This window comes from Chryseobacterium antibioticum, assembly GCF_012927325.1.
Lineage (GTDB): Bacteria > Bacteroidota > Bacteroidia > Flavobacteriales > Weeksellaceae > Chryseobacterium > Chryseobacterium antibioticum.
Genome location: NZ_JABBGI010000019.1, coordinates 49850 through 73680 on the forward strand (window position 1 = coordinate 49850; position 23831 = coordinate 73680).

Below are 23831 nucleotides of genomic sequence, written 5' to 3' on the forward strand. Positions count from 1 at the left end.
AAAATGACAGGAGTGAAAAAAATATACTATTTACCGGGGCTGATCAGTGCTGTATTAATTCCAGTGTTGTTCTGGTATTATGGCAACCAGAGGGTACAACCCCAATATACAGTTCTGGATTTTGCACTTCCTTCAAAAGAAGCCTACAATCCGAAGAATACCTTTGAACCGTATAGAAACTGGAAGTATAAAAAAATCATTGTAAAGCCTAATACATTCACCCAAAATCAAGGATATTATATTTCTGAATTAAAGAAACTTCAAACAAGAAATGAAAGAGAAACCGGAATTGAGTTTGTTATCGACGATCATAACAGTTATCTGGATTTTATAGCACTCATTAATACTATGCAGCTGGCCCAACAGGAAACTTATGCAATTGATGTAGAGAAAACAGGTCATTTTTTTGCTGTCCATTTTTATAAAGATCCTAATAAAAACTATGCTACTTGCGGAGGAACAGTGGGACCAGATCCTTACTATAAAGAAAGAGAAACCAAGAATTTTTCTGATCCAGAAAATGTGATAAAAAATCTACCTAAACAGGCATTTTATATCCTATTCGGATTTTTATTTTTGGTGAATATGTCTATGTCAGCATTAAAGAAAATCTTCAGATCCAAAGAAAAACATTTGTATGAAAAAGATGTATTACTTTCCGGGACTGATCAGCGCTGTTATTATTCCGCTACTGTTCTGGTATTATGGCAACCGGAAGTTTGAGGAAATCAATGTTTCTGTTATGGATATCTGGCTTCCAGCAAAAGCAAAAACTGGAGAGAAGCCATCCTTTTTAAGTTTTGAGCCGTATAGAAACTGGAAGTATAAAAAAATAAGAGTGGCTCCCAATAAAGCAAGGGAAAATACAAAGCTCTATGTTGCTGAAATTAAAAATTTGCAGAAAAGAAATGAGAAAAATTCAGGTATTGAATTTATTTTAGATAAGAACAATACCTATGGAGATTTTGCGTCTTTATTGAATGATATGGCAATTGCCAAGCAGGATACTTATGAATATGATTTAGAAAAGACAGGACATTTATTTGCAACCGTTAATTACATCGATCCAAATGTCAAACAATTTGAATATGATTGTCTACTTTGCTATGATGTTATTTCTTTAAATGAAGTTTATAGAGTAAATTTATTTGATAAAATTCAGCTGTTTTTAACCAATCTTCCCAAAGAAGGATATTATATCATATTCGGATTTTTATTTCTACTGAATATCTCAATGCTCGGTATTAAAGAAAGATTTCAAATTCATTACTAAAAGGTCTTTTATTTTGAGGCCTGTCTTGGTTAATAATTACACAATAATTAAACCTTATAGGTTTTAGAAACCTATAAGGTTATAATCAATAAAACACAAACATCCTCGTCATCCGCAAAATCAGCGGGACAAGTTTTATATTTTAGTCTAGGCAAAAAAAGACCGCCTCTCGGCGGTCTCTCCTTCATATTACTTTTTATCCAACAACGGAATATAATCTCCGTAGCCTTTTTTCTCCATTTCAGCTTTTGGAACAAACTTCAGTGAAGCACTGTTGATACAGTATCGAAGTCCTCCTTTATCCGTAGGTCCATCGGTGAAAACATGCCCCAGATGGGCATCTCCGGTTTTACTTCTTACTTCCACTCTGATCATTCCGGCGGTTTTATCCATTTTCTCATCGATCAGCTTTTTAGTAATCGGTTTTGAAAAACTTGGCCATCCGCAACCTGATTCAAACTTATCTGTAGAAATAAATAAAGGTTCACCCGTCGTGATATCTACATAGATTCCTTCACGGGTTTCGTTCCAATATTCATTCTGGAAAGGTCTTTCTGTTCCGTTTTCCTGCGTTACATTGTATTGTTCAGCAGTTAGTTTTTCTTTTAAAGCATTTTTATCCTGCTTTTCGTATTTTGCTTTAGGAAGAGGGTTTGCATTTTTGGCTATTTCAAAAAGTCCCGGTTCGATATGACAGTAACCTCCCGGATTTTTATCCAGATAATCCTGATGATAATCTTCAGCTTTGTAGAAGTTTTTCAACGCAACGGTCTCTACCACTACCGGTTGAGAATAGTTTTTAGCCAATTTCGAAACCTCATTTTTCACAACTGTTTCATCTTCTTTATTGGAGAAATAAATTCCTGTTCTGTATTGATTTCCTCTGTCATTCCCTTGTTTGTCAAGAGTTGTAGGATCTATCGTTTTAAAATAAAGATCGATCAGCAGTTTAAGATCAACCTGTTCAGGATCATATTTTACTTTTACCGTTTCTGCAAAACCTGTGGTATGGCTTACCACTTCCTCATAGGTTGGATTTTGAGTATTTCCGTTCGCATATCCTACTTCAGTTCCCACGACTCCGCGGATCTGCTGAAAGAAGTGTTCCGTACCCCAAAAACATCCGCCTGCAAAATAGATTTCTCTGACATTTTTATTATCCATAATGTTCTGATTTTCCTTTTCTTTTGTTATTTCTTTAGACTTTGAATTTTTAAAAAGCCCCGATCCTGCAGCAAAAACTGCGATACCCAGAATAATTCCGAGTACGATAAATATATTTTTCATTTTTTTCTTTTTATCCATTACTTATTTATTGTTTTGAACGATCATCAAACCGAATCCCAATAACATCAGATCTTTTAGAATAAAAAAATCTGTGATAGGAACGCCATCCACTATTTTCCAGATTCCGGGAGTGGTGAACAGATAGCTCAGTGTTACCAAAAATGTGACAATCATTCCGATTCCGGCATACTTCTTTAGAGATGCAAATTTCACACTAAATACCAGCAGTAAGGCAATGATAATTTCTATCACTCCGATAGCATTTGACACCGTCTGCGCACTGGCTATTTTATATACGAAGAAAGTAAGAAAATGGTTTTCGACCAAAGGTTTAATGGCAGCAGCCTCAGTGGGCGTAAATTTGAATATCCCGATCCAGAGCAGAATCAATGCAGCTCCGAAAAGTGAAATATAATACCCTGATTTGTACGTCCCCGATTCGACGTTAAGTGGTGATGCTCCGTTCATGTCTTTAAGATTTTGAATGATACTTTATGATTTTCAAAAGTATAGTCGGAACCCTTTCAAAATCCTGACAGTTTTTTATCTAAAGATCCAGTTTTTCTAAAAATTTATTTTTAAAACCCTGAATATCAGAATCATTAATTTCAGTATTTTCTTTTTGAGAAAGCTTTCTTTTTAAAATATCATCCAAAATTTTGAGTTTTTCTTCATAAGCACGGCACCATTTACAGATTTTCAAATGCACGGAAAGTTGCCAGTCTTCCTTTCGGGATATCAGTTGTGCGTTCCTTTTTTCCATCAGCATTGTAGCTTTGCTGCATGGCAGGAACAGAATATGAATAAATTTTCTCAACATGTTTTATGATAGGGTTATAAGTTGGCAAACCAGTTAGCATCCAGACATTCCCTCAGCTGCATTCTGCTTCTCTGAAGGATCTTCCATAGATTGGTCGCAGAAATTTCCAGTTCCTGACTCACTTCCGGTGCTTTTTTCTCCTGAAGATAATACATTTTCAACGGAATCTTCCATCTGGAGGGCAAATCCTCGATACAATCTTCCAGCGTTTTATTGAAATCATTATCGTCTAAAAGTTCAGATTCTTTCTCTGAAACATTCCAGTCGTTCAAAACACCATCATTTTTCCAGGAACCCGTTTCATCAAAAAAATGATCCAGCTTGATCTGCGGTTCTGATTTATATTTTTTCCGGTAAAAGTCAGCGGCTTTTCTATTTAAAATAGCCATCAGCCAGGTCAGCGGCTGGCTTTTCCCTTCAAAAGAATCGTAGGACGAAAATGCAGCTAAAAAAACTTCCTGTACTATATCTTCTGCTTCTATTTTATCTGAAAGTACATACGCTGCTCTTTTCAGAAGAGGCCCTGAATATTGTTCTACCCAGCTTTTCAGCACTTCATTTTTCGTCATTTCTTATTCTTTAATATGATAAAAACTAATTTTTCAATTTTGGAGAAGATTGATTATATCGCCCCTCCAAATCGTAAAATCTATTGAGTCTTTATGTAATATTAAAACGAATATAAAAAGTTAAATCATACCATGCAAAATTTTTATTACGCATGTCACTGCGAACCATAGGTAAAAAAATTTTAATTGCTAATCTGAGTTCGGAGTAAGGGAATTAAAAGAAGCTGAGAGAGGGAGATTAGGAATTACTAAGTATCCTTGTCAAAGTTTAAAACCTTGACAAGGATACTTCCTGGAAACTTTGCGCCCTTGTGCTAATGCAACAATCCTCTATCCACTTTAAAACAAACTGAAATGTCTTCTATAACAAATCTGCTTCCTACCCCATTCAAAACATAGCATAAAATGATTTACAAATCGCTTAAAAACATTAAATTTGCATCTTATCAAAAATTTGATAGTTTTAAAAGCAAAGCAATACTATGACATCACAAGAGATACGTCAAAAATTTTTAGATTATTTTAAAAGTAAAGACCACCTGATCGTTCCTTCAGCACCCATCGTTCTGAAAGACGACCCTACCCTTATGTTTTCCAACTCGGGAATGACGCAGTTCAAAGATTTTTTCTTAGGCTATAAAACACCTACGGCACCAAGAATTGCCGATACCCAGAAATGTCTTAGAGTTTCAGGAAAGCACAATGACCTGGATGATGTGGGAAGAGATACCTACCACCATACCATGTTTGAAATGTTAGGAAACTGGTCTTTTGGTGATTATTTTAAAAAAGATGCTATTGCTTTTGCCTGGGAATTACTGACTGAAGTATTCGGAGTTCCCAAAGAAAATTTATATGTAACGATTTTCGAAGGGGATGCCTCTGAAAATCTTGAAAGAGATCAGGATGCTTACGATTTCTGGAAATCTCATATTTCTGAAGACAGAATTATCAACGGAAACAAGAAAGATAATTTCTGGGAAATGGGGGAAAGCGGACCGTGCGGACCGTGTTCAGAAATTCATATTGACCTTAGAACACCTGAAGAAAAAGCTAAAATTTCAGGACTTGACCTGGTTAACAATGATCACCCTCAGGTGGTGGAAGTATGGAACCTGGTTTTCATGGAATTCAACAGAAAGGCAGATAAGAGTTTAGAAAAGCTTCCTCAACAGCACGTTGATACAGGAATGGGCTTTGAGCGTCTTTGTATGGCACTTCAGGGTAAGTCTTCCAACTATGACACTGACGTTTTCACACCGCTTATTGCTAAAGTGGAGGAACTTTCAGGAAAGAAATATACCGGAATTTTAGAAGACGAAAAAGATATTGCAATCCGTGTTGTGGTAGACCACATAAGAGCTGTTTCGTTTGCCATTGCAGATGGGCAGCTTCCTTCAAACGGAGGTGCAGGATATGTGATCAGAAGAATTTTAAGAAGAGCTATTTCTTATTCATACCGATTTTTAGGAATGAAAGAACCTTTCCTTTTTGAACTGGTCGCTGTTCTTAAAGATCAGATGGGACCTTTCTTCCCTGAATTGGAAAAACAAGGCAACCTGGTCACTGAGGTTATTAAAAGTGAAGAGGATTCATTCTTAAAAACCATTGAAAATGGGTTAATAAGAGTTGAAAAATTAATTGAGCAGACGATTGCAGACGGTTCAAAAGTATTACCAAGCGAAGAAGTTTTCGAATTATATGATACTTATGGATTCCCGGATGATTTAACGAGAATTATCGCGGAAGAAAAAGGTCTTACCATTGATGAAGCCGGATTTAAAGCTGAAATGGAAAAGCAAAAACTTCGTTCAAAGGCGGATTCTGCTCAGAAAGTATACGACTGGGTCACTTTGGAAACAAAACCTGAAAACTTTGTAGGCTACGATCAGATCGAATCGGAAACGTATATTACAAGATACAGAAAAGTAGAAAATAAAGACGGGGAATTCTACCAGGTGGTATTGAGCAGTTCTCCTTTCTATCCTGAAGGCGGTGGCCAGGTGGGAGACAAAGGGGTTCTGGAAAATGCTGTAGAAAGCTTTGAGGTTTTAGAAACTAAAAAAGAAAACGGACTGATCATTTCATTGATTAATGGTCTTCCGAAAGACGCAGGAGCTGTTTTCTATGCTAAAGCAGATGCTACCGACAGAAAAAATTCTCAGGCTAACCACTCTGTGACTCACCTTTTACATGAGGCATTAAGAGAGGTTTTAGGCACTCACGTTGAGCAGAAAGGGTCTTACGTAGGTCCTGACTATCTCCGTTTTGACTTCTCACATTTCAATAAAATGACAGAGGAAGAATTGGCGTTGGTAGAAGAAAAAGTAAATCACAAAATAAAGGAAAGCATTGCTTTGCAGGAATTCAGAAGTATTCCTATTCAGGAAGCTCTGGATAAAGGAGCCATGGCATTGTTTGGTGAAAAATATGGTGATAGCGTGAGAATGATTCAGTTTGGAAGCTCTAAGGAACTTTGTGGTGGAACTCACGTAAAAAATACCATTGAGATCGGTCATTTCAAAATTACTTCTGAAGGTTCTGCTGCTGCAGGAATCAGAAGAATTGAAGCGATTTCCGGAGACAAGTCTGAGGAATATTTCAAAAACCTGGAAAATCAAATTCACGAGCTTTCTCAATTATTGAAGTCTAAAGATGTGGTAAGATCTATCGAGAAACTGATGGAAGAAAATGCTTCTTTAAAATCTGAAGTAGAAGCTCTAAAAAAAGAAAAAGCAAAAGGCGAGATCGGCGAATGGAAAAACGCTTACGAGCAGAAAGGAAACAAACAGTTATTGGTGAAGAAAACTTCTCTGGATGCTGGTTCTGTAAAAGATATTGTTTTCCAGTTGAAGAAAGAAATCCCGACTTCCGTAACCATCATTCTTTCTGATGCCGACGGAAAACCAATGATTACAGTTGGCGTTTCTGAAGATCTGGCAGCAGATTATCAGGCCGGAGCTATCGTCAAAGACCTGGCAAAAGAGATCCAGGGCGGCGGCGGCGGAAACCCGGGCTTTGCAACCGCAGGAGGTAAAAACCTTGATGGTTTAGAAAATGCTTACCAAAAAGCTCTAAATCTTTAGGATTAGAGGTCCTTTATCATAAAAAAAGTAAAAACTCCTGAAAATTTCAGGAGTTTTTTTATTTATATCCATTCTAATTATTGATCTTATCTTAACAAACCATTACCTAAACTTAAACTATTTGTTTCGTCCCCTTAAAATACAATTCACAATAGACCTTTAGCTTTGCTACTATCGAAATCAATAAAAGTAATTATGAAAATTAACAAAACTATTGGAGCTCTATTGTTTACTTCTATGGCATTTCAGGGTTGTAATGACGACAATACCGATCAGCAGGAAACCACTCCTGTCAATCAGAATATAAAGATTGAAAATTTTTCACAGGAACCAGCTTTCGTTTTTGGAATGACGGGTTTTGAAAATCTGAGCATCACTACCCTGATCTCAAGTTCTGATGTACTTTCAGGAACTCCGAATTTTGTTTTCGCAGGACAGCCGGACGGCATGGGAATCATGAAAGATCCTAATTCTGACGGCTACTTAATGATCACCAATCATGAGATCACCCAATCTGTTTCCAGAGTTTATTTAGATAAAACATTTAAGCCTATCAAAGGAGAATACATCTTGAACGGAATGGGCGGTATGACCAGATTATGCTCTGCTACGCTGGCCACCCCGGAAACCCACGGATTCAGTGCGTTTCTTACCGCTGGCGAATCTGGTGAAGAAAGTATGGTTCACGATCTTAATCCATTGGCACCTGCTTCCCAGGCCTCTGATCAGTCAAGAGTAAAACCGGCTTTGGGAAAAGCTTCTATGGAGAATGCGGTTCCGCTTCCTAAGGATATTTCAGGTGGAAAAACATACATTATGATTGGTGAAGATCAGTCTTATTCTTCTTCACATCAGTCTGCAGGACAGCTGATCATGTATGTTTCGACAACGCAGGGAGACCTTGATCATGGAAAACTGTATGCTTTAAAAAGAACAAACAGCAATTATACAGAAACGGATATGGTAAAAGGCAATTCTTACGATGTAGAATTCGTGGAAATTCCAAATTCCAAGAACCTTACAGGTGCTCAAATCAATCAGAAAAACATTGATAATAATGCGATCCGTTTTTCGAGAGTTGAGGACGTAGATTATAGAAAAGGAGCAGGAAAAGGAAGAGAAATTTACTTTACGGCAACGGGAGAATCTTCAGATGGTGTTACTCCAAAGCCGGGATTGACGATGTGGGGAAGAGTTTACAAGCTGGTACTTAACGAAAATAATATGCTGGCTGGAAAACTTGAAGTAGCCGCAGAAGGAGATTCTAATCCGGGACACAACCTGATCAATCCTGATAATTTATGTGTGACCGAAAACTTTGTCTATATTCAGGAAGACGGTGACTCTTATTATACAGCAGCAGCACACGATTCTTATATCTGGCAGCTCAACATTGCTACAAAGCAATACAAACCATGGCTGAACATGAAACACAACAGAACAGATACAGCTTGGCAAACGGCTTATAATCAGTCCGGCACCCTTCAGAAGTTCGGTTCATGGGAGTATGGAGCGATGGTGGATATTTCAGATATCATAGGAATTCCAAACACTTTTGCCGTGAATATTCACTCGCATACATGGCAGAAAGATAAGTTCAAGAATGCTGACGGAGCAGGTGTGAATACCAATAAGGAAGGTGGGCAGATCGTAATCATCAGAAACGTAGAGAAATAATTTTAAATATCCAATAAATAGTAAAGTATCAGCGGGAAAATTCCCGTTGGTACTTTTTCATGCTTATGAAAATACTTTCAAAATATCCGGTTCTCATTATTTTATTCACTGTAACGGTTCTTTTTGTTCTTTTTCAATGCAAAAACGACAAACATCAGCCCATTAATGAAGATCTGAGTGCTGTAAAAAATGAAATAGCCAAAACCAATGTTTCGTTTGAAAGGCAGATCATTGAACTGATGGCTCTTGTCTCAAAAAATGCAGATGAAAAGACAATTCAGAAGAAATTTGAAGATCTCAGAATAACGTATAAAAAAATGGAATGGGCGGTAGAATATTTCCTGCCTAATTCTGCCAGATTCATCAACGGTCCGGCCCTTCCTGAAATTGAAATGGACGAGCATACAGAACTTGAGCCGGAAGGTCTTCAGGTTTTGGAAGAACTTTTCTATCCCTATACTGCTGAAAACAAAGATGAAGCTGTACGGTTTCTGAAGAAACTGACCAATAAAAGCAATACTATAAAGGTCAATTTTCAGTCAATCTCCGTGAGTAAAGATCAGGTTTTTGATGCAGCAAGACAGGAGATTTTCAGGATTTCTAGCTTAGGAATTTCAAGTTTCGATACGCCAATATCAGGGACTTTTTTGAAAGAAATGCCTTATTCTTTGGAAGCGGTTAAACAGACTTTACAACAGATTTCCACCGATAAATCTACGGACAAAGCCTTGAAAAATATCAATACTGCCATTGATTCAGCCATTGCTGTTTTAAAGAAAAATACAGACAGAAATACTTTCGATTATGTCAATTTTATTCCAGATCATTTAAATAAAATCTCTTCTTTACTGCTGGAATTTAAAAAGCAGGAAGGTATCCCGGATATTGAGGTTACTTCCGCCTTAAACAAAAACGCAGCTTCTTTTTTTTCAAAAAATGCTTTCAATCCCAATGCATTTGTTCCCGGAAAAGAATTTGCATTCTCTGAAGACAAGGCCGCTCTGGGGAAAAAACTGTTTAATGACAAAATTCTTTCCAACAGCAATAACAGAAGCTGTGCAACGTGTCATATTCCCGAAAAGGCTTTTACGGACGGGCTCGCCAAGTCTATGTCTTTGGAGAATGCAGAGTTGCAGCGAAATACACCATCGCTAAATTATGCAGGTTTCCAGCACGGACAGTTCTGGGATATGCGAAAAGATGATCTTGAAGGGCAGAGTTCAGACGTGATCTCCAATAAAGAAGAAATGCACGGCGATATGAATGTTATTCTTGGTAAAATTAATCAGGACACAAAATATCTTCCGGAATTTAAGAAAATCTATAAAACTTCAAAAGCTGAAACCTGGCAGCTTCAGAATGTACTGGCAAGCTACATCCGTTCTCTGGCGAAATTCAATTCTAATTTTGATGAGTATATGAGAGGAAACAGATCTGCCATGACGGAAAGCCAGAAACAGGGATTCAATCTTTTTGTAGGAAAAGGTCAGTGCGCACTATGTCATTTCATTCCATTATTCAATGGAACTGTTCCTCCCAATTTCAAAAAAACAGAACAGGAAATCTTGGGAACTGCTGTCAACGGTGACAATAAGATGTTTGATCAGGATTTGGGAAGAGGGAAATTCCATGAAACGGTTGAAGCTTTACAGCATTCTTTTAAAACACCAACTCTTAGAAACATCAGCAAAACAGCTCCCTATATGCATAACGGAGGTTACAAAACGCTAAGAGAGGTGATGAATTTTTATAATAAAGGAGGTGGAAAAGGCTTCGGTTTTAAGGTAGAGAACCAAACGCTTTCTGATACACCCTTGCAACTTACCGACAACGAAATAGATAAAATGATAGACTTCATGAATACCTTAGATGATCGATAAAAAAATTATGGTTTTCAAAAATTATATTGAATATTCTCATCTCTATTTTTACTGCATTTTTCTATCAAAAATTTAGATTAAATCAATGTCATAACATATCATAAAAACTTTCTCAACACAAGAAATATCATTACTTTTGACCTAGTTTTTTACATGAAAAGGTTTTTAGTTTTATTATTTTTAATAATGTATTTCTTTGGTTATTCACAATCAAAGATCAGGGTTATTGACGAAACTGACCAGAAACCGATATCCCATGCAAAAATATCCTGCGATGGAAAAGTCATTGGCTTTACAGACATTCAGGGCTTATTGGAATTTAAAGCATCATGCAACAGCATTGAAGTCCAGGCGGAAAATTACCAGAAAGAAACGGCAACCGCAGAGGCTGACATGGAAGTTTCTATGCAAAAAAAGGCATCAAAAACCACTGATATTGAAGCTGTGGTGATTGAAGACCGCAGCGACCCAAGAGCGCTGGAAATCCTTAAAAAAGTCAACAAACTGTTCAGGGACAATTCACCAAAAAGCCTGGAATCCTATTCTTTTAAATCTTACGAAAAAATATCTCTGGACATCGATCAGGATAGTATTAACCAGTTTAATACTTTTTTTAACAACACCGATTTTATCAAGAAAAAAAGGGAAAAAGATTCATTAAATAATATCTCGGCAAAACAAATTTTTTCAAAAAGCAAACTCTTCCTGTGGGAAAGAGCTCAGGAGTTTCTGTATTCTAAACAATACGGTGAAAAGATCAATATCCTGGACAACAGAATTTCCGGGCTTAAGCAGCCTATCTACGAAATGATTGCGGTTCAGCAAAGCAACAGGGATAAAATTCCAAATCAGATCAAACAGGAAAACAGAGGCCTTTACCGCTTTTTTCTTTCGGATACCCTTGAAGTGAACGGAAGAAAAACATTCGTCATCCGCTTTCGTGAGGTCAATTATAAAAAACAGGACAAAAAAAGAAAATACAACGGTGCGATCTACATAGATGCGGAAACCTATGGCATTCAGAAAATCGAAAACTTCAGCAAGAATAAAAACGACGGAATTATCACAAGTACCTGGGTTTTCTACAATAATAAATGGTTTCTCGCTCAGGAAAAGGTAAAACTGAGAATGAGCAAAGTGGCCATGGAAGAGGAAAACAAAAAGAAAACGGAAGAGCATGAAAAAAGGGACAGAACCAGTTTCGGCACCTATGCTTTCCTGACTTCCAACTATTTTGACTTCAAATCACCTATCGAAGAAGATCGAAATGATTTTAAAGGCTACACATTTTCCGTAAAAAATGCTGACGGGCATCTGCTGGATCAATACAGAACCGACCCTCTGACGGAAAGGGAACGTAATACCTACACTACGATCGACAGCCTGGGTAAAAAATATAATATTGACAACAAGGCCAAAATTCTGACCGGACTTATCAACGGGCAGATCAGGATGGGTATTGTGGATTTTGCGGTAGATGAAATTGTCAATTTCAACTTGTATGAAGGTTTTAGAGTTGGTTTAAAAGCTAAACTGAATGAGACTTTCAATCCCTATTTTTCACCGGATTATTATTTTGCCTACGGTTTCAAGGACGACAAATGGAAATACGGAATCGGTTTGGATATGAAGACCACACTGGATAAAAATTCATTCTTCAGGGTTGAATATTATAATGATGTAACAGCGTCCGGAGAGTTTTACAGAAGACTCTGGAATTTTAAGATGAGAACGATGAATTACGGAAACAATCTAAACAATGATAAATACTATCATTACAGAGGTGCTTCCCTATCCTATCTGAATGACGTAACGAACGGACTTACACTGGTTTTTGCTGCCAAAAGAAATATTGAAGAAGCTAAATTTGACTATCAGTTCAGAGGAAGAGGTGGCCAGTTTGATAATTTCAATACGCTGTTTACCTTAAAATATTCTCCCAATTCTACGAATATCATGACGCCACAGGGGAAATCGATCATCGATCAGAAGTATCCTGAGCTCTATCTCAACTATGAACAGAGTTATAAAATACTAGGTGGAGATTTCAACTATACCCGTTTTGATGCACTTTTCGTCCATAATTTTAAGACGATGCTTGGAACTACCGGATTCAGATTGTACGGTGGAATCGTTTTAGGGGAAGCTCCCATCTGGAAGCACTTTACAATGAACGGATTGGCTTCTCCGAGCAAGGACTTTAATTTCAACCTTACTTCTTATCTGGGGTTTGCAACACTGGAGGGTGGTAAATATTACAATGATAAATTCGTTGCCTATTATTTCACCCACAAACTTCCTCTGTACTTCAAAAGTTTCGGACAGAATATCTCCAGCTTTGATTTTGTATTAAGAGGAACAATCGGAGATATGAAGCATCCGGAATACCATGAATTCAGGTTTAGAAAATTGGACCATCTGTATCAGGAAGTCGGTCTGGAATGGAATAATTTCCTGTCCAGTTATTTCAATTTAGGACTCTTTTATAGAGTTGGATACTACACCACTCCCAATTTTAAACAAAATTTTGCCATCCAGTTTAAGTTGAAAGTGCTAGAATTTTAATTATCCAAACATCGATTCTTTCAAAGAAAAACGAAATTTAAGCAACATTATAAATACATAAAAAACGAAATATGCAGCGAATAGAAATAAAAGCGGAACAGTTTTTTGAATTATTAAAACTGAAAGACACCCCGATGTGGGAAATTTTCGCACAAATGATTGATGGTAATGAAAAGGAAATGGTATTTCTAGATAATGAAGACAAAGTCCTTTTTAACTATATCCTTCCTGCTGACCAGGAAAAACTGGAGGAGGACAGAAAAGAGTTTTCAAAACAGTTTTCAGATAAATTGGCTAACTTCAATTAAAAATGTTTAGATGAATAAAAATTACGTATTCTCTATAGTAAGTATTCTCCTGTTCAGCCTCGGCCATGCTCAAAATTATAAAAAACCTCTGGTCTCTGCTATCAAAGAAGCTGATCTGAGAAAAGATATGTATGAACTCGCTGCGGATCAGTTTTGGGGACGTGAGGCCGGAACTTTAGATGAATTAAAAGTATCCATGTGGCTGGCTGACAAAGCCAAAGAAGCAGGAATGAAACCAGCAGGTGACAACGGTACATTCTTCCAGTTTTTTGATATGTACAGACATCAGGTCATTCCTCAAAGCAGTTTAAAAATTGGTGACAGCAGCTTGAAATTATGGAAGGATTTCCTGGTTGCAGAACCTGTCAATGCAGCTATTGATACTGAGATTGTGTACGCAGGAACTACAGAACCTGAAGAACTTTCAAAATTGAATATCAAAGGAAAAGTTCTTGCCGTTAATGCTTCTGATAAAAACATCGACAAAGAAATGACTCTTTTAGTAAGAAGATATCCCGGATTTGTAAGGACTAAATATTACAATAAAGCCTATGAATTAGGAGCTAAAGCCGTTATTTTTATCACAGACGATATTTCCGAAAAAAGCTGGGTAGAAGTTCTTCCCCAAATGACAAGAGGAACCTACGGTGTAGAAGGACTGAGAGAGAAAATAACGAATAATATTCCTGTTTTATGGATCAAAAGAGAAAATGCAGATTGGGTAAAAAATAACCCTAAGATTTCTCTTAACCTCATCACGGAAACCTACAAATACCCTTCAGTAAATATCATCGGAAAAATTGAAGGCACAGATCCTAAGTTAAAAGAGGAATACGTTTTACTGAGCGGACATCAGGATCATGACGGCATCAGACATCCTGTAAAAAATGACACGATCTACAACGGTGCTGATGATAATGCCAGTACATGCGTAGCTATGCTTGCCATGGCCAGGGCCTACAAAAAACAACCCGGAAAAAGAAGCATTCTCTTTGTTTTCCATGGAGCTGAAGAAAGAGGACTGCTGGGTTCCAGATGGCATGCAGCTCATCCTGTAGTTCCAAAAGAAAAGATCGTAGCCGTTTTAAACGGTGATATGATCGGTAGAAATGACAATAATGAAGCTGCTCTTCTTGGAGGAAATGCACCGCATAAAAATTCTGAAGATCTGGTGAAAATGGCCGGGGATGCCAATAATGAGAGTACAAAATTCAAATACCTGAAAGATTGGGATTCTCCCAACCACGCAGAGTATTTTTACTTTAGGAGTGATCATTTACCGTATGCAAAAATCGGTATTCCTGCCGTATTTTTCACCAGCGTACTGCATGACCAGTACCATACTCCTCAGGATGAATCTGAAAACATCAACTACAAAAAGCTTTATAAAATGACGGAATGGATGTACAGAACATCATGGAAGGTAGCCAATGAGGCTGAACGCCCAAAAGTTATTTCGAATTTTACACTTGAGAGATAAGAAAGTAGACTCGGCGGCCCTTCGGGCCGCCGAGTCTACTTTTTGTCATTGCGAGGAGCGAAGCGACGAAGCAATCTCCTGCTTTTTATTTTTTGATTGCTTCACAATACATTCTGCAACATATTCTATATTATTCTTTTGTCTTGAAACAAAAGAATCAAAAATTCAAGACTGGGAAAATTCCGATAAAAATAAATACTGTTCTCTAAAAATTCTAAAACTTGCGCGGATTTATTATTTCTGCTTCGTTTCGGTTACAGCCCCGCGCTTCAGACAGTAGAATTTTCTTGACGTTCACAGAATTTATTTTCTTAACGCTCCATTTTCCTATGTCAGATGTTTATCGGTTATAAAAAGTTATTTTCTGCAAACTTTCCAATAAACCAATACCTGTTACTTAAATAAGCAGATTCATTAAAGACGGATCATTGTTCAGATAATTGACAAAAAAATCATACTTCTTCATATTGTTAAGCAGTGGAGTGAAATCCTCACTATTCCTCAATCCAATCCCCAAAACAGCAATCCCTTTCTCCTTTGAGTTTTTTTGGGTGTACTCAAAAAAAGTGATATCATCATTCGGTCCCAAAACATTCATCACAAAGGTTTTCAAAGCTCCCGGACGTTGTGCAAACCGAACCAGGAAATAATGTTTTAAACCAGCATATAGAAGAGCTTTTTCTTTAATCTCTTCCATCCGGGTAATATCATTATTGCTTCCGCTGATGATGCATACTACATTTTTACCTTTGATCTGATCCTTATATTTCTCCAATGCAGCCACAGAAAGAGCTCCGGCAGGTTCTACCACTATAGCATCTTTATTGTAGAGGGAAAGAATAGTTTCACAAACCATTCCTTCATCCACTAAAGCCATATCGTACAATACATTTTTACAAAGTTCAAAATTAAGATTTCCCACTTTCTGCACGGCAGCACCATCCACAAAACGGCTGATCTTTTCAAGAAGCACCGGCTTTCCATTTTCCAGTGCTTTTTTCATGCTTGCCGCTGCAGAAGGCTCCACTCCTATTATTTTTGTATGTGGAGACAATTCACTGAATACCGTACATACACCCGCAGCCAGTCCTCCTCCTCCTATTGGAACAAAAAGATAATCAACTGGCTCTTCCGACTGCTCAAGGATTTCCAGTGCTGCCGTAGCCTGTCCGTCAATGATATTCTGATCGTCGAACGGATGGATAAATATTCCTCCGTTTTCATCACAGAACTTCACGGCAGCATCTTTTGCTTCATCAAAAGTATCCCCGTAAAGAACAATATCTATAGCACTCCCTCCGAACATCTTTACCTGCTCCAGTTTCTGCCCGGGAGTGGGTAAAGGCATGAAAATAGTTCCTTTCACCTTCATCGTACTGCATGCAAAAGCAACTCCCTGAGCGTGATTTCCAGCGCTGGCGCAAACCACACCTTTTGCAAGGCTTTCCGGGGACATCACTGCCATTTTATTGTAAGCTCCCCTGATTTTGTAGGATCTCACTCTTTGCAGATCTTCTCTTTTAAAGCTTATTTTGGCATTATAAATAGTGGAAAGATTGTTATTGACAGCCAAAGGTGTTCTTACAACTATATTTCTGAGCCTTTCGGCTGCCCTATAGACATTGTCTAAAACGGATGGATACGTTTCTTCTCTCATCATTTTTTAATGGCATTAATTGTTCTCTGGTCTCAGACTGCGGACGGTCTTACCGGCTCTCCACATTTCGCTTTCTCTAAGCTCTGTGAGTTCTACTTCCAGTTTTTCTCTGTAATCCGGTTTGCTGTTGCTGTCGATAGATCGCTGAGCCTCGTCCCCTTTCGCAACGCTGTCATACAATTCTTCAAACAATGGAGAAGTAGCATCTCTGAAACGTTTCCACCAGTCTAATGCTCCTCTTTGAGCTGTGGTGCTGCAGTTCGCATACATCCAGTCCATGCCGTTTTCTGCAACTAAGGGCATTAATGATTGCGTTAATTCTTCGACGGTTTCGTTAAATGCTTCAGAAGGGCTATGTCCATTTTTCCTTAATACTTCATATTGGGCCGCAAATATTCCCTGTACAGCACCCATCAATGTTCCTCTTTCTCCTGCAAGGTCGCTGAATACTTCTTTTCTAAAATCTGTTTCAAATAAATAACCGCTTCCAATAGCTATACCTAATGCAGTCACTCTTTCTCTTGCCTTTCCTGTAGCATCCTGATACACGGCAAAACTGCTGTTCAGTCCGCGATCCTGCAGAAACATTCTTCTCAATGACGTTCCGGATCCTTTAGGGGCAACAAGAAATACATCAACCTCTGCCGGGGGAACAATTCCTGTACGCTCATTAAAGGTGATTCCAAAACCGTGAGAAAAGTACAGCGCTTTTCCAGGGGTAAGATGCTGCTTTACTTTAGGCCAGTATTCGATCTGGGCTGCATCGCTTAAGAGATAGCAAATAATTGTTCCTTTTTGTAAAGCTTCTTCTATTTCGAACAATGTTTCTCCAGGTACAAAACCGTCTGCAACTGCTTTGTCCCATGATTTTGAATTTTTCCTCTGGCCAACAATCACATTAACGCCGTTATCTCTCTGGTTAAGCGCCTGCCCCGGCCCCTGTACTCCATAACCAATCACTGCTATTACCTCATCTTTTAATACTTCCTGAGCTTTATGTAATGGAAATTCCTCTCTTGTTACTACGTTTTCTTCTACTCCGCCAAAATTCAATTTTGCCATTTTTTTAATTTTTTATTTGTTGTTAATTATTATATTTTAATTCTATATCTGCTCAGCTCGCATTTAATATCGCTGTCAGGTATGGATTTTTATGATAATGTACTTCCAGCACATCTACCTGCTTTTCCATTTGTTGGGTGATTTTCTGTACAGATTCTTCCGTTTCTTTAATCACGATCACAAACTTTTTTATTTTTTCCATTTCGGAGGGACCTACATTGAGATTCACAATAGAGACTCTTCTCCTTGAAAAAATAGCATTGATCCTGCCAATCAGCCCCAGATAATCTTCTGTATAGGCCGTGATGGTATATTCTTTATTTTCTGGTTTCATCTTTTTCTATTAATATGTTAAACTTTATTGTGAGTCAGTACAATCTCGGAAACACTTTTCCCCTGAGGGATCATCGGGAAAACATTATGCTCTTTTCCGGTCATTACTTCCAGAAGGAATGCTCCTTTATGATGAAGCATTTCACTGAGGCCTGCTTCCAGCTCTTCCCTCTGTACTACTTTTCTTCCGGGAATATGATATCCTTTGGCTACCTGCACAAAATCCGGACTCTGAATATCTACCGAAGAATACCGTTCTTCGTGAAAAAGTTCCTGCCACTGTCTTACCATTCCCAGATAGCAGTTATTCAAAATCAAAATCTTGATATCGGGCTGATACTGCATCAGCGTTCCCAACTCCTGAATATTCATCTGAGCTCCGCCATCGCCCATCACTGCAACAACCGGACGGTCAGTTCCATAAGCAGCTCCTATAGCAGCGGGCAGACAAAAACCCATCGTTCCCAGTCCGCCACTGGTAATATTGCTTCTGGTATGCTTAAAGCTGGAATATCTGCAGGTAGCCATCTGATGCTGCCCAACATCACTGACAATCACAGCTTCTCCCCGGGTCATCTCATTCAGATTTCGAATTACTTCTCCCATGGTAATTTCTCCTTCAGTAGGATACAGTTCGTGGCTGATCAGCTTAAGCCGCTCAATTTCATAACAATCTTTAAACTTTTGATGCCATTCAGTATGTTGTCTTGATTCTATCAATCGGGTAAGAAGTGGTAACGTTTTTTTGCAGTTTCCCAGAACCGGCACATCAACTTTTACATTTTTGTTGATTTCTGCTTTGTCAATATCCAGGTGGATGATTTTCGCCTGTTTGGCATATTGATCCAGTCTTCCTGTCACCCGGTCGTCAAACCGCATTCCTATTGCAATCAGAACATCGCATTCATTGGTAAGGATGTTTGGCCCGTAGTTTCCATGCATTCCGACCATTCCTACAGCCTGCGGATGATCTGTGGGAATAGCACTCATTCCCAGGACCGTCCATGCTACCGGAATCCCTGATTTTTCCGCGAACTGTATAAACTCTTTTTCAGCTTTTCCCAGTATAATTCCCTGTCCGGCAATGATGAATGGTTTTTCTGCTTGATTAATTAATCCAGCTGCTTTTTCTATATTTTCCACATTGGGAACAGGGTCAGGCCTGTAGCTTCTCAAAGAATCACACGGCGTATAGTCTCTATACAAAACCTTTTGCAACTGGGCATTTTTTGTCACATCTATTAATACCGGGCCAGGTCTTCCTGATCTTGCAATGTAGAATGCTTTGGCCAATACTTCGGACAGTTCATCTGCATCGGTCACCTGATAATTCCACTTCGTAACTGGACTTGTCACATTCATCACATCTATTTCCTGAAAAGCATCGGTTCCAAGAAGGTGTTCAAAAACCTGTCCTGTGATGCATACAATAGGTGTATTATCAAGTAATGCATCGGCTAATCCTGTCACAAGATTGGTTGCTCCGGGGCCGCTGGTGGCCAGAACCACTCCTACTTCTCCGGAAACTCTGGCCAGCCCCTGCGCGGCATGGACCGCTCCCTGCTCGTGGCGGACCAGAATATGCTCCAACTGATCTTTATAATCGTAAAGGGCATCATAAATTGGAATAATAGCTCCTCCCGGATATCCAAATATCGTTTTTACCCCTTCCTGAAGAAATGCTTCAAGGATGATCCGGCTTCCGCTAATTTCTGTTTCTGTTGATATATTTAGATTCTTCATTCTATTTTTATTAAGTGATTTCGTCTGTTACGCAGCCTTCGGCAGCTGATGAAACGGTGAGTGCATATTTGTACAGCAGTCCTTTTTTGACTTTAAGTTCAGGTTTTTGCCATCCTTCCTTTCTCTGCTCGATTTCTTCCTCGGAAACTCTTAGTTCTATGGTGTTGTTTACTGCATCTATTTCAATAAGATCGTTATCTTTCACAAAAGCAATCAGACCACCTTCATACGCTTCGGGAGTAATGTGTCCTACTACGAAACCATGGGTTCCGCCACTGAATCTTCCGTCGGTAATTAAAGCTACGCTTCCACCCAATCCTGCTCCGATCAGAGCACTGGTAGGCTTCAACATTTCAGGCATTCCCGGTGCGCCTTTTGGCCCTTCATGTCGAATGACAATGACGTCTCCATGCTGAACTCTGCCGTTTTCAATTCCTTTGATGAGATCTTTTTCTCCGTCAAACACTCTTGCTTTTCCTGAAAATTTTTCACCTTCTTTCCCTGTGATTTTTGCTACACTTCCCTTTTCTGCAAGATTGCCATACAGTATCCTCAGGTGCCCTGTTTCTTTAATAGGATTTGATAAGGGTCTGATGATCTTCTGTTTATTAAAATCCAGGCTGGGAACATGTTCAAGATTTTCAGCGATGGTTTTTCCGGTAACCGTAAGACAATCACCATGTAATAGACCTTCTTCCAGTAAATATTTCATTACGGCTGGCGTCCCCCCGTGATCATGAAGATCCTGCATAAGGTATTTCCCGCTTGGTTTAAGATCTGCCAATACCGGCGTGATATCGCTCATTTTCTGGAAATCATCCTGAGTGACAGAAACGCCGACACTTTTCGCCATCGCTATAAAATGCAGGACGGCATTCGTACTTCCTCCAAGAATGATGATCAGACGAAGTGCATTTTCGAAAGCCTTCCTTGTCATGATGTCTGATGGTTTAATGTCTTTTTCCAGTAATATTTTGATATATTTTGCTGCTTCCAGACATTCATTTTGCTTTTCTGTACTCAATGCGGGATTGGAAGATGAATACGGAAGACTCATTCCCAATGCTTCGATAGCTGAAGACATGGTATTGGCAGTATACATTCCTCCGCAAGCTCCCGCTCCGGGACAGGAATTTTTAATAACGCCATTAAAATCTTCTTCTGAAATTTCCCCGGCAATTTTTTTTCCTAAAGCTTCAAAGGCTGAAACAATATTAAGCGGTTCATTCTTATAACATCCGGGGGCTATTGTTCCTCCGTACACCATAATCGAAGGTCTGTCCAGTCTTCCCATCGCAATGATGGTTCCCGGCATATTCTTGTCACATCCCGGTAATGCAATAATTCCGTCATAATACTGTGCTCCGCAGATGGCTTCGATGCTGTCTGCAATCACGTCGCGGCTTACCAGTGAATATCGCATTCCATCTGTCCCGTTGCTCATTCCGTCACTTACTCCTATGGTATTGAATATCAATCCTGCAAGACCGTGATTCCAGGTTCCTTTTTTCACGACTTTGGCGAGATCGTTGAGATGCATATTACAGGTATTCCCGTCGTAACCCATGCTGGCAATTCCGATTTGGGCTTTCTTCATATCTTCATCTGTAAATCCTATCCCGTAAAGCATTGCTTTTGCGGCGGGCTGTTCACTGTTTTGGGTGAATGTTTTTGAATATCTATTTAACATATTATCCTGCATTTGCTGTTCTTGTCATCTCTCAGTGTGGTATCAAAAATTTCAATTTTTTCGGAGCTCATAAATGAAGTTTTACTTAATTTTGATTCAAAACTACAGCTTGTAATATCTTTTTCCTTTTCAATTTTATGAAAATTACAATATTCAACTGTTTGAAAAATAGATGTATTCATTTGATAATTAACTATTTATGTTCTTAAAATTTACAATGACAGAACTCTTACCAGTTTCAGATAGGCCTGCTGTACTTTTTCACTTTCTGTATCTTTCCAGTTTTTGGTGAAAGGAACATCATCCAAAGAATCCAACGCTACAATTTCAGCTGCCGTACCACAGAAAAAAGCGGCATCAGCACCTCTCATTTCTTCAGGTTTAAAGAAGGTTTCTTTAACGGGAATATGAAGCTGACTGCATATTTCAAAAACGGTCTGTCTTGTGATACCTGGCAGTATGTTTCCTTTTGCGGGTGTAAATAATGTTCCGTCCTTTTCGTAGAACACATTAGCGCCTGAACTTTCTGCTACATTCCCATTTTCGTCCAACAGTAAAGCCTCATCATATCCTTTGTCTTTGGCATCCTGACAGGCCAAAATAGAATTGACATAGTGTCCGCCTACTTTGGCTTCTATCTTAAAAGCTTTGGGATTTGGACGTTGAAAAGTAGAAGTCATGATTTTCATTTTATCTGCGAGATAGCCATTGCTCCAGTCCCAGGCGAGCAGAGACAGGTAGGATTTTTGTCCTTTTGAAAGTGACATATTAGGGGAACATGTTACCAGCGGGCGGATGTAAGCATCACTGAATCCGTTAAGTTCCAAAAGTTCATATGTGATATCCGTAAGCTGGCTAACCGTATAATCAAATGGGATATGCATCAGTTCCGCTGATCTTTTCAGTCTTTCATAATGTTCTTCTGCTTTAAAGATTTTGGTTCCGTGATCGGTCCTGTAAGATTTAATGCCTTCAAAAACAGAATAGCCGTAATGAAGTGACTGTCCGTAAAGGTCCATTCCTGCTTCTTTGGCTTTTAAGAAGTTTCCATCAAAATACACGATAGTTTTGTCGCTGTAATACATTGTATAGGGTTTAAAAAATTAACAAAAGGGAATAAAAAAAGCCCTCTCACGATGTGAGAGGGCTCAAATATGTACAGTCATACTCTATCCTTCTCACCAATGCAAGGGAATAATAATGACGATAATAATTACTGTTAATAACTGATACATAATGATTGAAATAAAAAAAGCCGCTTCAATATGAAACGGCTTATATAATTTAAATTAAAATATTTTATAATGCCGATTCCTAACTGTTGTTAATGACAACAATAATGCTAGAAATGACAATAATATTTTTCTGATTCGTAAAATTCATACTGCAAATGTATTCAATTTTAAATACTGAGCAAGTTTTTTAACACTTTTTATTTTTTTTGCAAAATTGTCTGATGGTTGCTGCAGTTTCAGCTACATCATGCACTCTCAAAATTTTGGTTCCCTGCTCCAAAACTATCCTATGAAGTTTCTGTGTTTCTTCATTGATGTGCAGAGGAGATTTCCCAAGCGGTTTATAAATAAATGACTTTCTGGAAATACCTATCAATAAAGGAAATTTCCCAAAACCTAAATACTCCGTTTCACCGATCATTTTCATCTGATCTTCTATTGTTTTTCCGAAACCGAAACCGGGATCAAGAATAATATCTTTCACTCCTTTTGAAAGAAGTTCATTGGTCTTCTTAGAAAAATAACGGTTCACTTCGAGTGTAATATCTTCGAATTTCACTTTTTCATGCATGGTTTCATAAGACGGGTTTACATGCATCAGAATGTAGGGAAGTTTCGTTTCAGCAGCGGTATCAAACATTTTATTGTCATACTGCCCTCCGGAAATATCATTGATCATATCAATTCCTTCATTAAATCCGAATTTTACGGTTTCTGCGTAGAATGTATCCAGTGATATCAATGCTTCCGGAAATTCTTTTTTAATCTGGGAAATCATCTTTCCTATTCTCTCAATCTCTTCTTTACTGGTCAAAAATTCAGCATTTGGGCGCGTAGACTGTGGTCCGATATCAATGATCTCTGCACCGTCTTTCAGAAGTTTTTCGGCATGTTCGAGTGCTGACTTTTCACTGTTAAACTTTCCACCGTCGGAAAAGGAATCCGGGGTAAGATTGAGGATCCCCATAATCTTTGGAGTGCTCAATTCTACCAGTCTTCCGTTGCAATTGATGGAATGGAAAGGTTTGAGCGTTTGAGTGTTTGAGAACATATCTATAATTGATAAATGATGATTGATAAGTGATCTTTGTATTCTGCAAAATTAAGACTTATTGTTGAATGTGAGGAGTTGATGGTTTTGTTTGTTGATGGTTGCTAGTTGACAG

General features: G+C 38.4%; 19 protein-coding genes. 8 read left to right on the top strand and 11 right to left on the bottom strand.

The genetic code is table 11. The annotated features are described in order from the left end of the window. Positions 1-12: 12 nt before the first annotated feature. The gene (locus HHL23_RS15135) at positions 13-723 is read left to right on the top strand and encodes a hypothetical protein (protein WP_169235630.1); all 711 of its coding nucleotides are present in this window, start codon (positions 13-15) and stop codon (positions 721-723) included. Next, on the top strand, positions 638-1273 hold the full coding sequence (locus HHL23_RS15140; protein WP_169235631.1) for a hypothetical protein: 636 nt from the start codon (positions 638-640) through the stop codon (positions 1271-1273). Before HHL23_RS15135 ends, HHL23_RS15140 begins: the two co-directional genes overlap by 86 nt. A 189-nt stretch (positions 1274-1462) precedes the next feature. Here HHL23_RS15140 and msrB read toward each other — a convergent pair whose 3' ends face one another. From msrB to HHL23_RS15160, 4 genes are all read right to left on the bottom strand, one after another. Continuing rightward, the gene (gene msrB / locus HHL23_RS15145; RefSeq protein WP_169235632.1) at positions 1463-2560 is read right to left on the bottom strand and encodes a peptide-methionine (R)-S-oxide reductase MsrB; all 1098 of its coding nucleotides are present in this window, start codon (positions 2558-2560) and stop codon (positions 1463-1465) included. A gap of 21 nt (positions 2561-2581) precedes the next feature. Next, the gene (locus tag HHL23_RS15150; protein ID WP_169235633.1) at positions 2582-3028 is read right to left on the bottom strand and encodes a DUF417 family protein; all 447 of its coding nucleotides are present in this window, start codon (positions 3026-3028) and stop codon (positions 2582-2584) included. A gap of 79 nt (positions 3029-3107) precedes the next feature. Further along, positions 3108-3380: a hypothetical protein gene (locus HHL23_RS15155; RefSeq protein WP_169235634.1), complete on the bottom strand. Its 273-nt coding sequence runs from the start codon at positions 3378-3380 to the stop codon at positions 3108-3110. 14 nt (positions 3381-3394) lie between these two features. Then, positions 3395-3949: a sigma-70 family RNA polymerase sigma factor gene (locus HHL23_RS15160; RefSeq protein WP_169235635.1), complete on the bottom strand. Its 555-nt coding sequence runs from the start codon at positions 3947-3949 to the stop codon at positions 3395-3397. Between the two features lie 482 nt (positions 3950-4431). On the opposite strand from HHL23_RS15160, the gene alaS reads away from it, so the two are divergent. From alaS to HHL23_RS15190, 6 genes are all read left to right on the top strand, one after another. Further along, positions 4432-7035 (top strand): alanine--tRNA ligase, encoded by a 2604-nt coding sequence (gene alaS / locus HHL23_RS15165; RefSeq protein ID WP_169235636.1) that lies wholly within the window; start codon positions 4432-4434, stop codon positions 7033-7035. 195 nt (positions 7036-7230) lie between these two features. Further along, positions 7231-8712 (top strand): hypothetical protein, encoded by a 1482-nt coding sequence (locus HHL23_RS15170; protein WP_169235637.1) that lies wholly within the window; start codon positions 7231-7233, stop codon positions 8710-8712. A gap of 65 nt (positions 8713-8777) precedes the next feature. Further along, positions 8778-10592, top strand: a complete 1815-nt coding sequence (locus tag HHL23_RS15175; RefSeq protein WP_169235638.1) for a cytochrome-c peroxidase — start codon at positions 8778-8780, stop codon at positions 10590-10592. Between the two features lie 186 nt (positions 10593-10778). Then, entirely contained in the window at positions 10779-13157 is a 2379-nt protein-coding gene (locus tag HHL23_RS15180; protein ID WP_228464786.1) for a hypothetical protein, read from the top strand. A gap of 71 nt (positions 13158-13228) precedes the next feature. Then, positions 13229-13465 carry a hypothetical protein gene (locus HHL23_RS15185; protein ID WP_169235640.1) on the top strand — a complete coding sequence of 79 codons (237 nt, stop codon included), beginning with the start codon at positions 13229-13231 and terminating at the stop codon, positions 13463-13465. 10 nt (positions 13466-13475) lie between these two features. Beyond that, positions 13476-14945, top strand: coding sequence for a M28 family peptidase (locus tag HHL23_RS15190; protein WP_169235641.1), 1470 nt, complete (start codon positions 13476-13478; stop codon positions 14943-14945). Positions 14946-15342: 397 nt separating this feature from the next. On the opposite strand, the gene ilvA is transcribed toward HHL23_RS15190, so the two are convergent. From ilvA to folP, 7 genes are all read right to left on the bottom strand, one after another. Continuing rightward, the gene (ilvA, locus tag HHL23_RS15195) at positions 15343-16605 is read right to left on the bottom strand and encodes a threonine ammonia-lyase IlvA (RefSeq protein WP_169235642.1); all 1263 of its coding nucleotides are present in this window, start codon (positions 16603-16605) and stop codon (positions 15343-15345) included. A gap of 12 nt (positions 16606-16617) precedes the next feature. Next, positions 16618-17664 carry a ketol-acid reductoisomerase gene (gene ilvC / locus HHL23_RS15200; RefSeq protein WP_169235643.1) on the bottom strand — a complete coding sequence of 349 codons (1047 nt, stop codon included), beginning with the start codon at positions 17662-17664 and terminating at the stop codon, positions 16618-16620. Positions 17665-17716: 52 nt separating this feature from the next. After that, positions 17717-17998, bottom strand: a complete 282-nt coding sequence (locus HHL23_RS15205) for an ACT domain-containing protein (RefSeq protein WP_169235644.1) — start codon at positions 17996-17998, stop codon at positions 17717-17719. A gap of 17 nt (positions 17999-18015) precedes the next feature. Beyond that, the gene (ilvB, locus tag HHL23_RS15210; protein WP_169235645.1) at positions 18016-19740 is read right to left on the bottom strand and encodes a biosynthetic-type acetolactate synthase large subunit; all 1725 of its coding nucleotides are present in this window, start codon (positions 19738-19740) and stop codon (positions 18016-18018) included. A 10-nt stretch (positions 19741-19750) separates the two neighbouring features. Further along, on the bottom strand, positions 19751-21430 hold the full coding sequence (ilvD, locus tag HHL23_RS15215; RefSeq protein ID WP_185194881.1) for a dihydroxy-acid dehydratase: 1680 nt from the start codon (positions 21428-21430) through the stop codon (positions 19751-19753). A gap of 212 nt (positions 21431-21642) precedes the next feature. Next, the gene (gene ilvE / locus HHL23_RS15220; RefSeq protein WP_169235647.1) at positions 21643-22515 is read right to left on the bottom strand and encodes a branched-chain-amino-acid transaminase; all 873 of its coding nucleotides are present in this window, start codon (positions 22513-22515) and stop codon (positions 21643-21645) included. Positions 22516-22852: 337 nt separating this feature from the next. Beyond that, the gene (folP, locus tag HHL23_RS15225) at positions 22853-23716 is read right to left on the bottom strand and encodes a dihydropteroate synthase (protein ID WP_228464788.1); all 864 of its coding nucleotides are present in this window, start codon (positions 23714-23716) and stop codon (positions 22853-22855) included. Positions 23717-23831 lie beyond the last annotated feature (115 nt).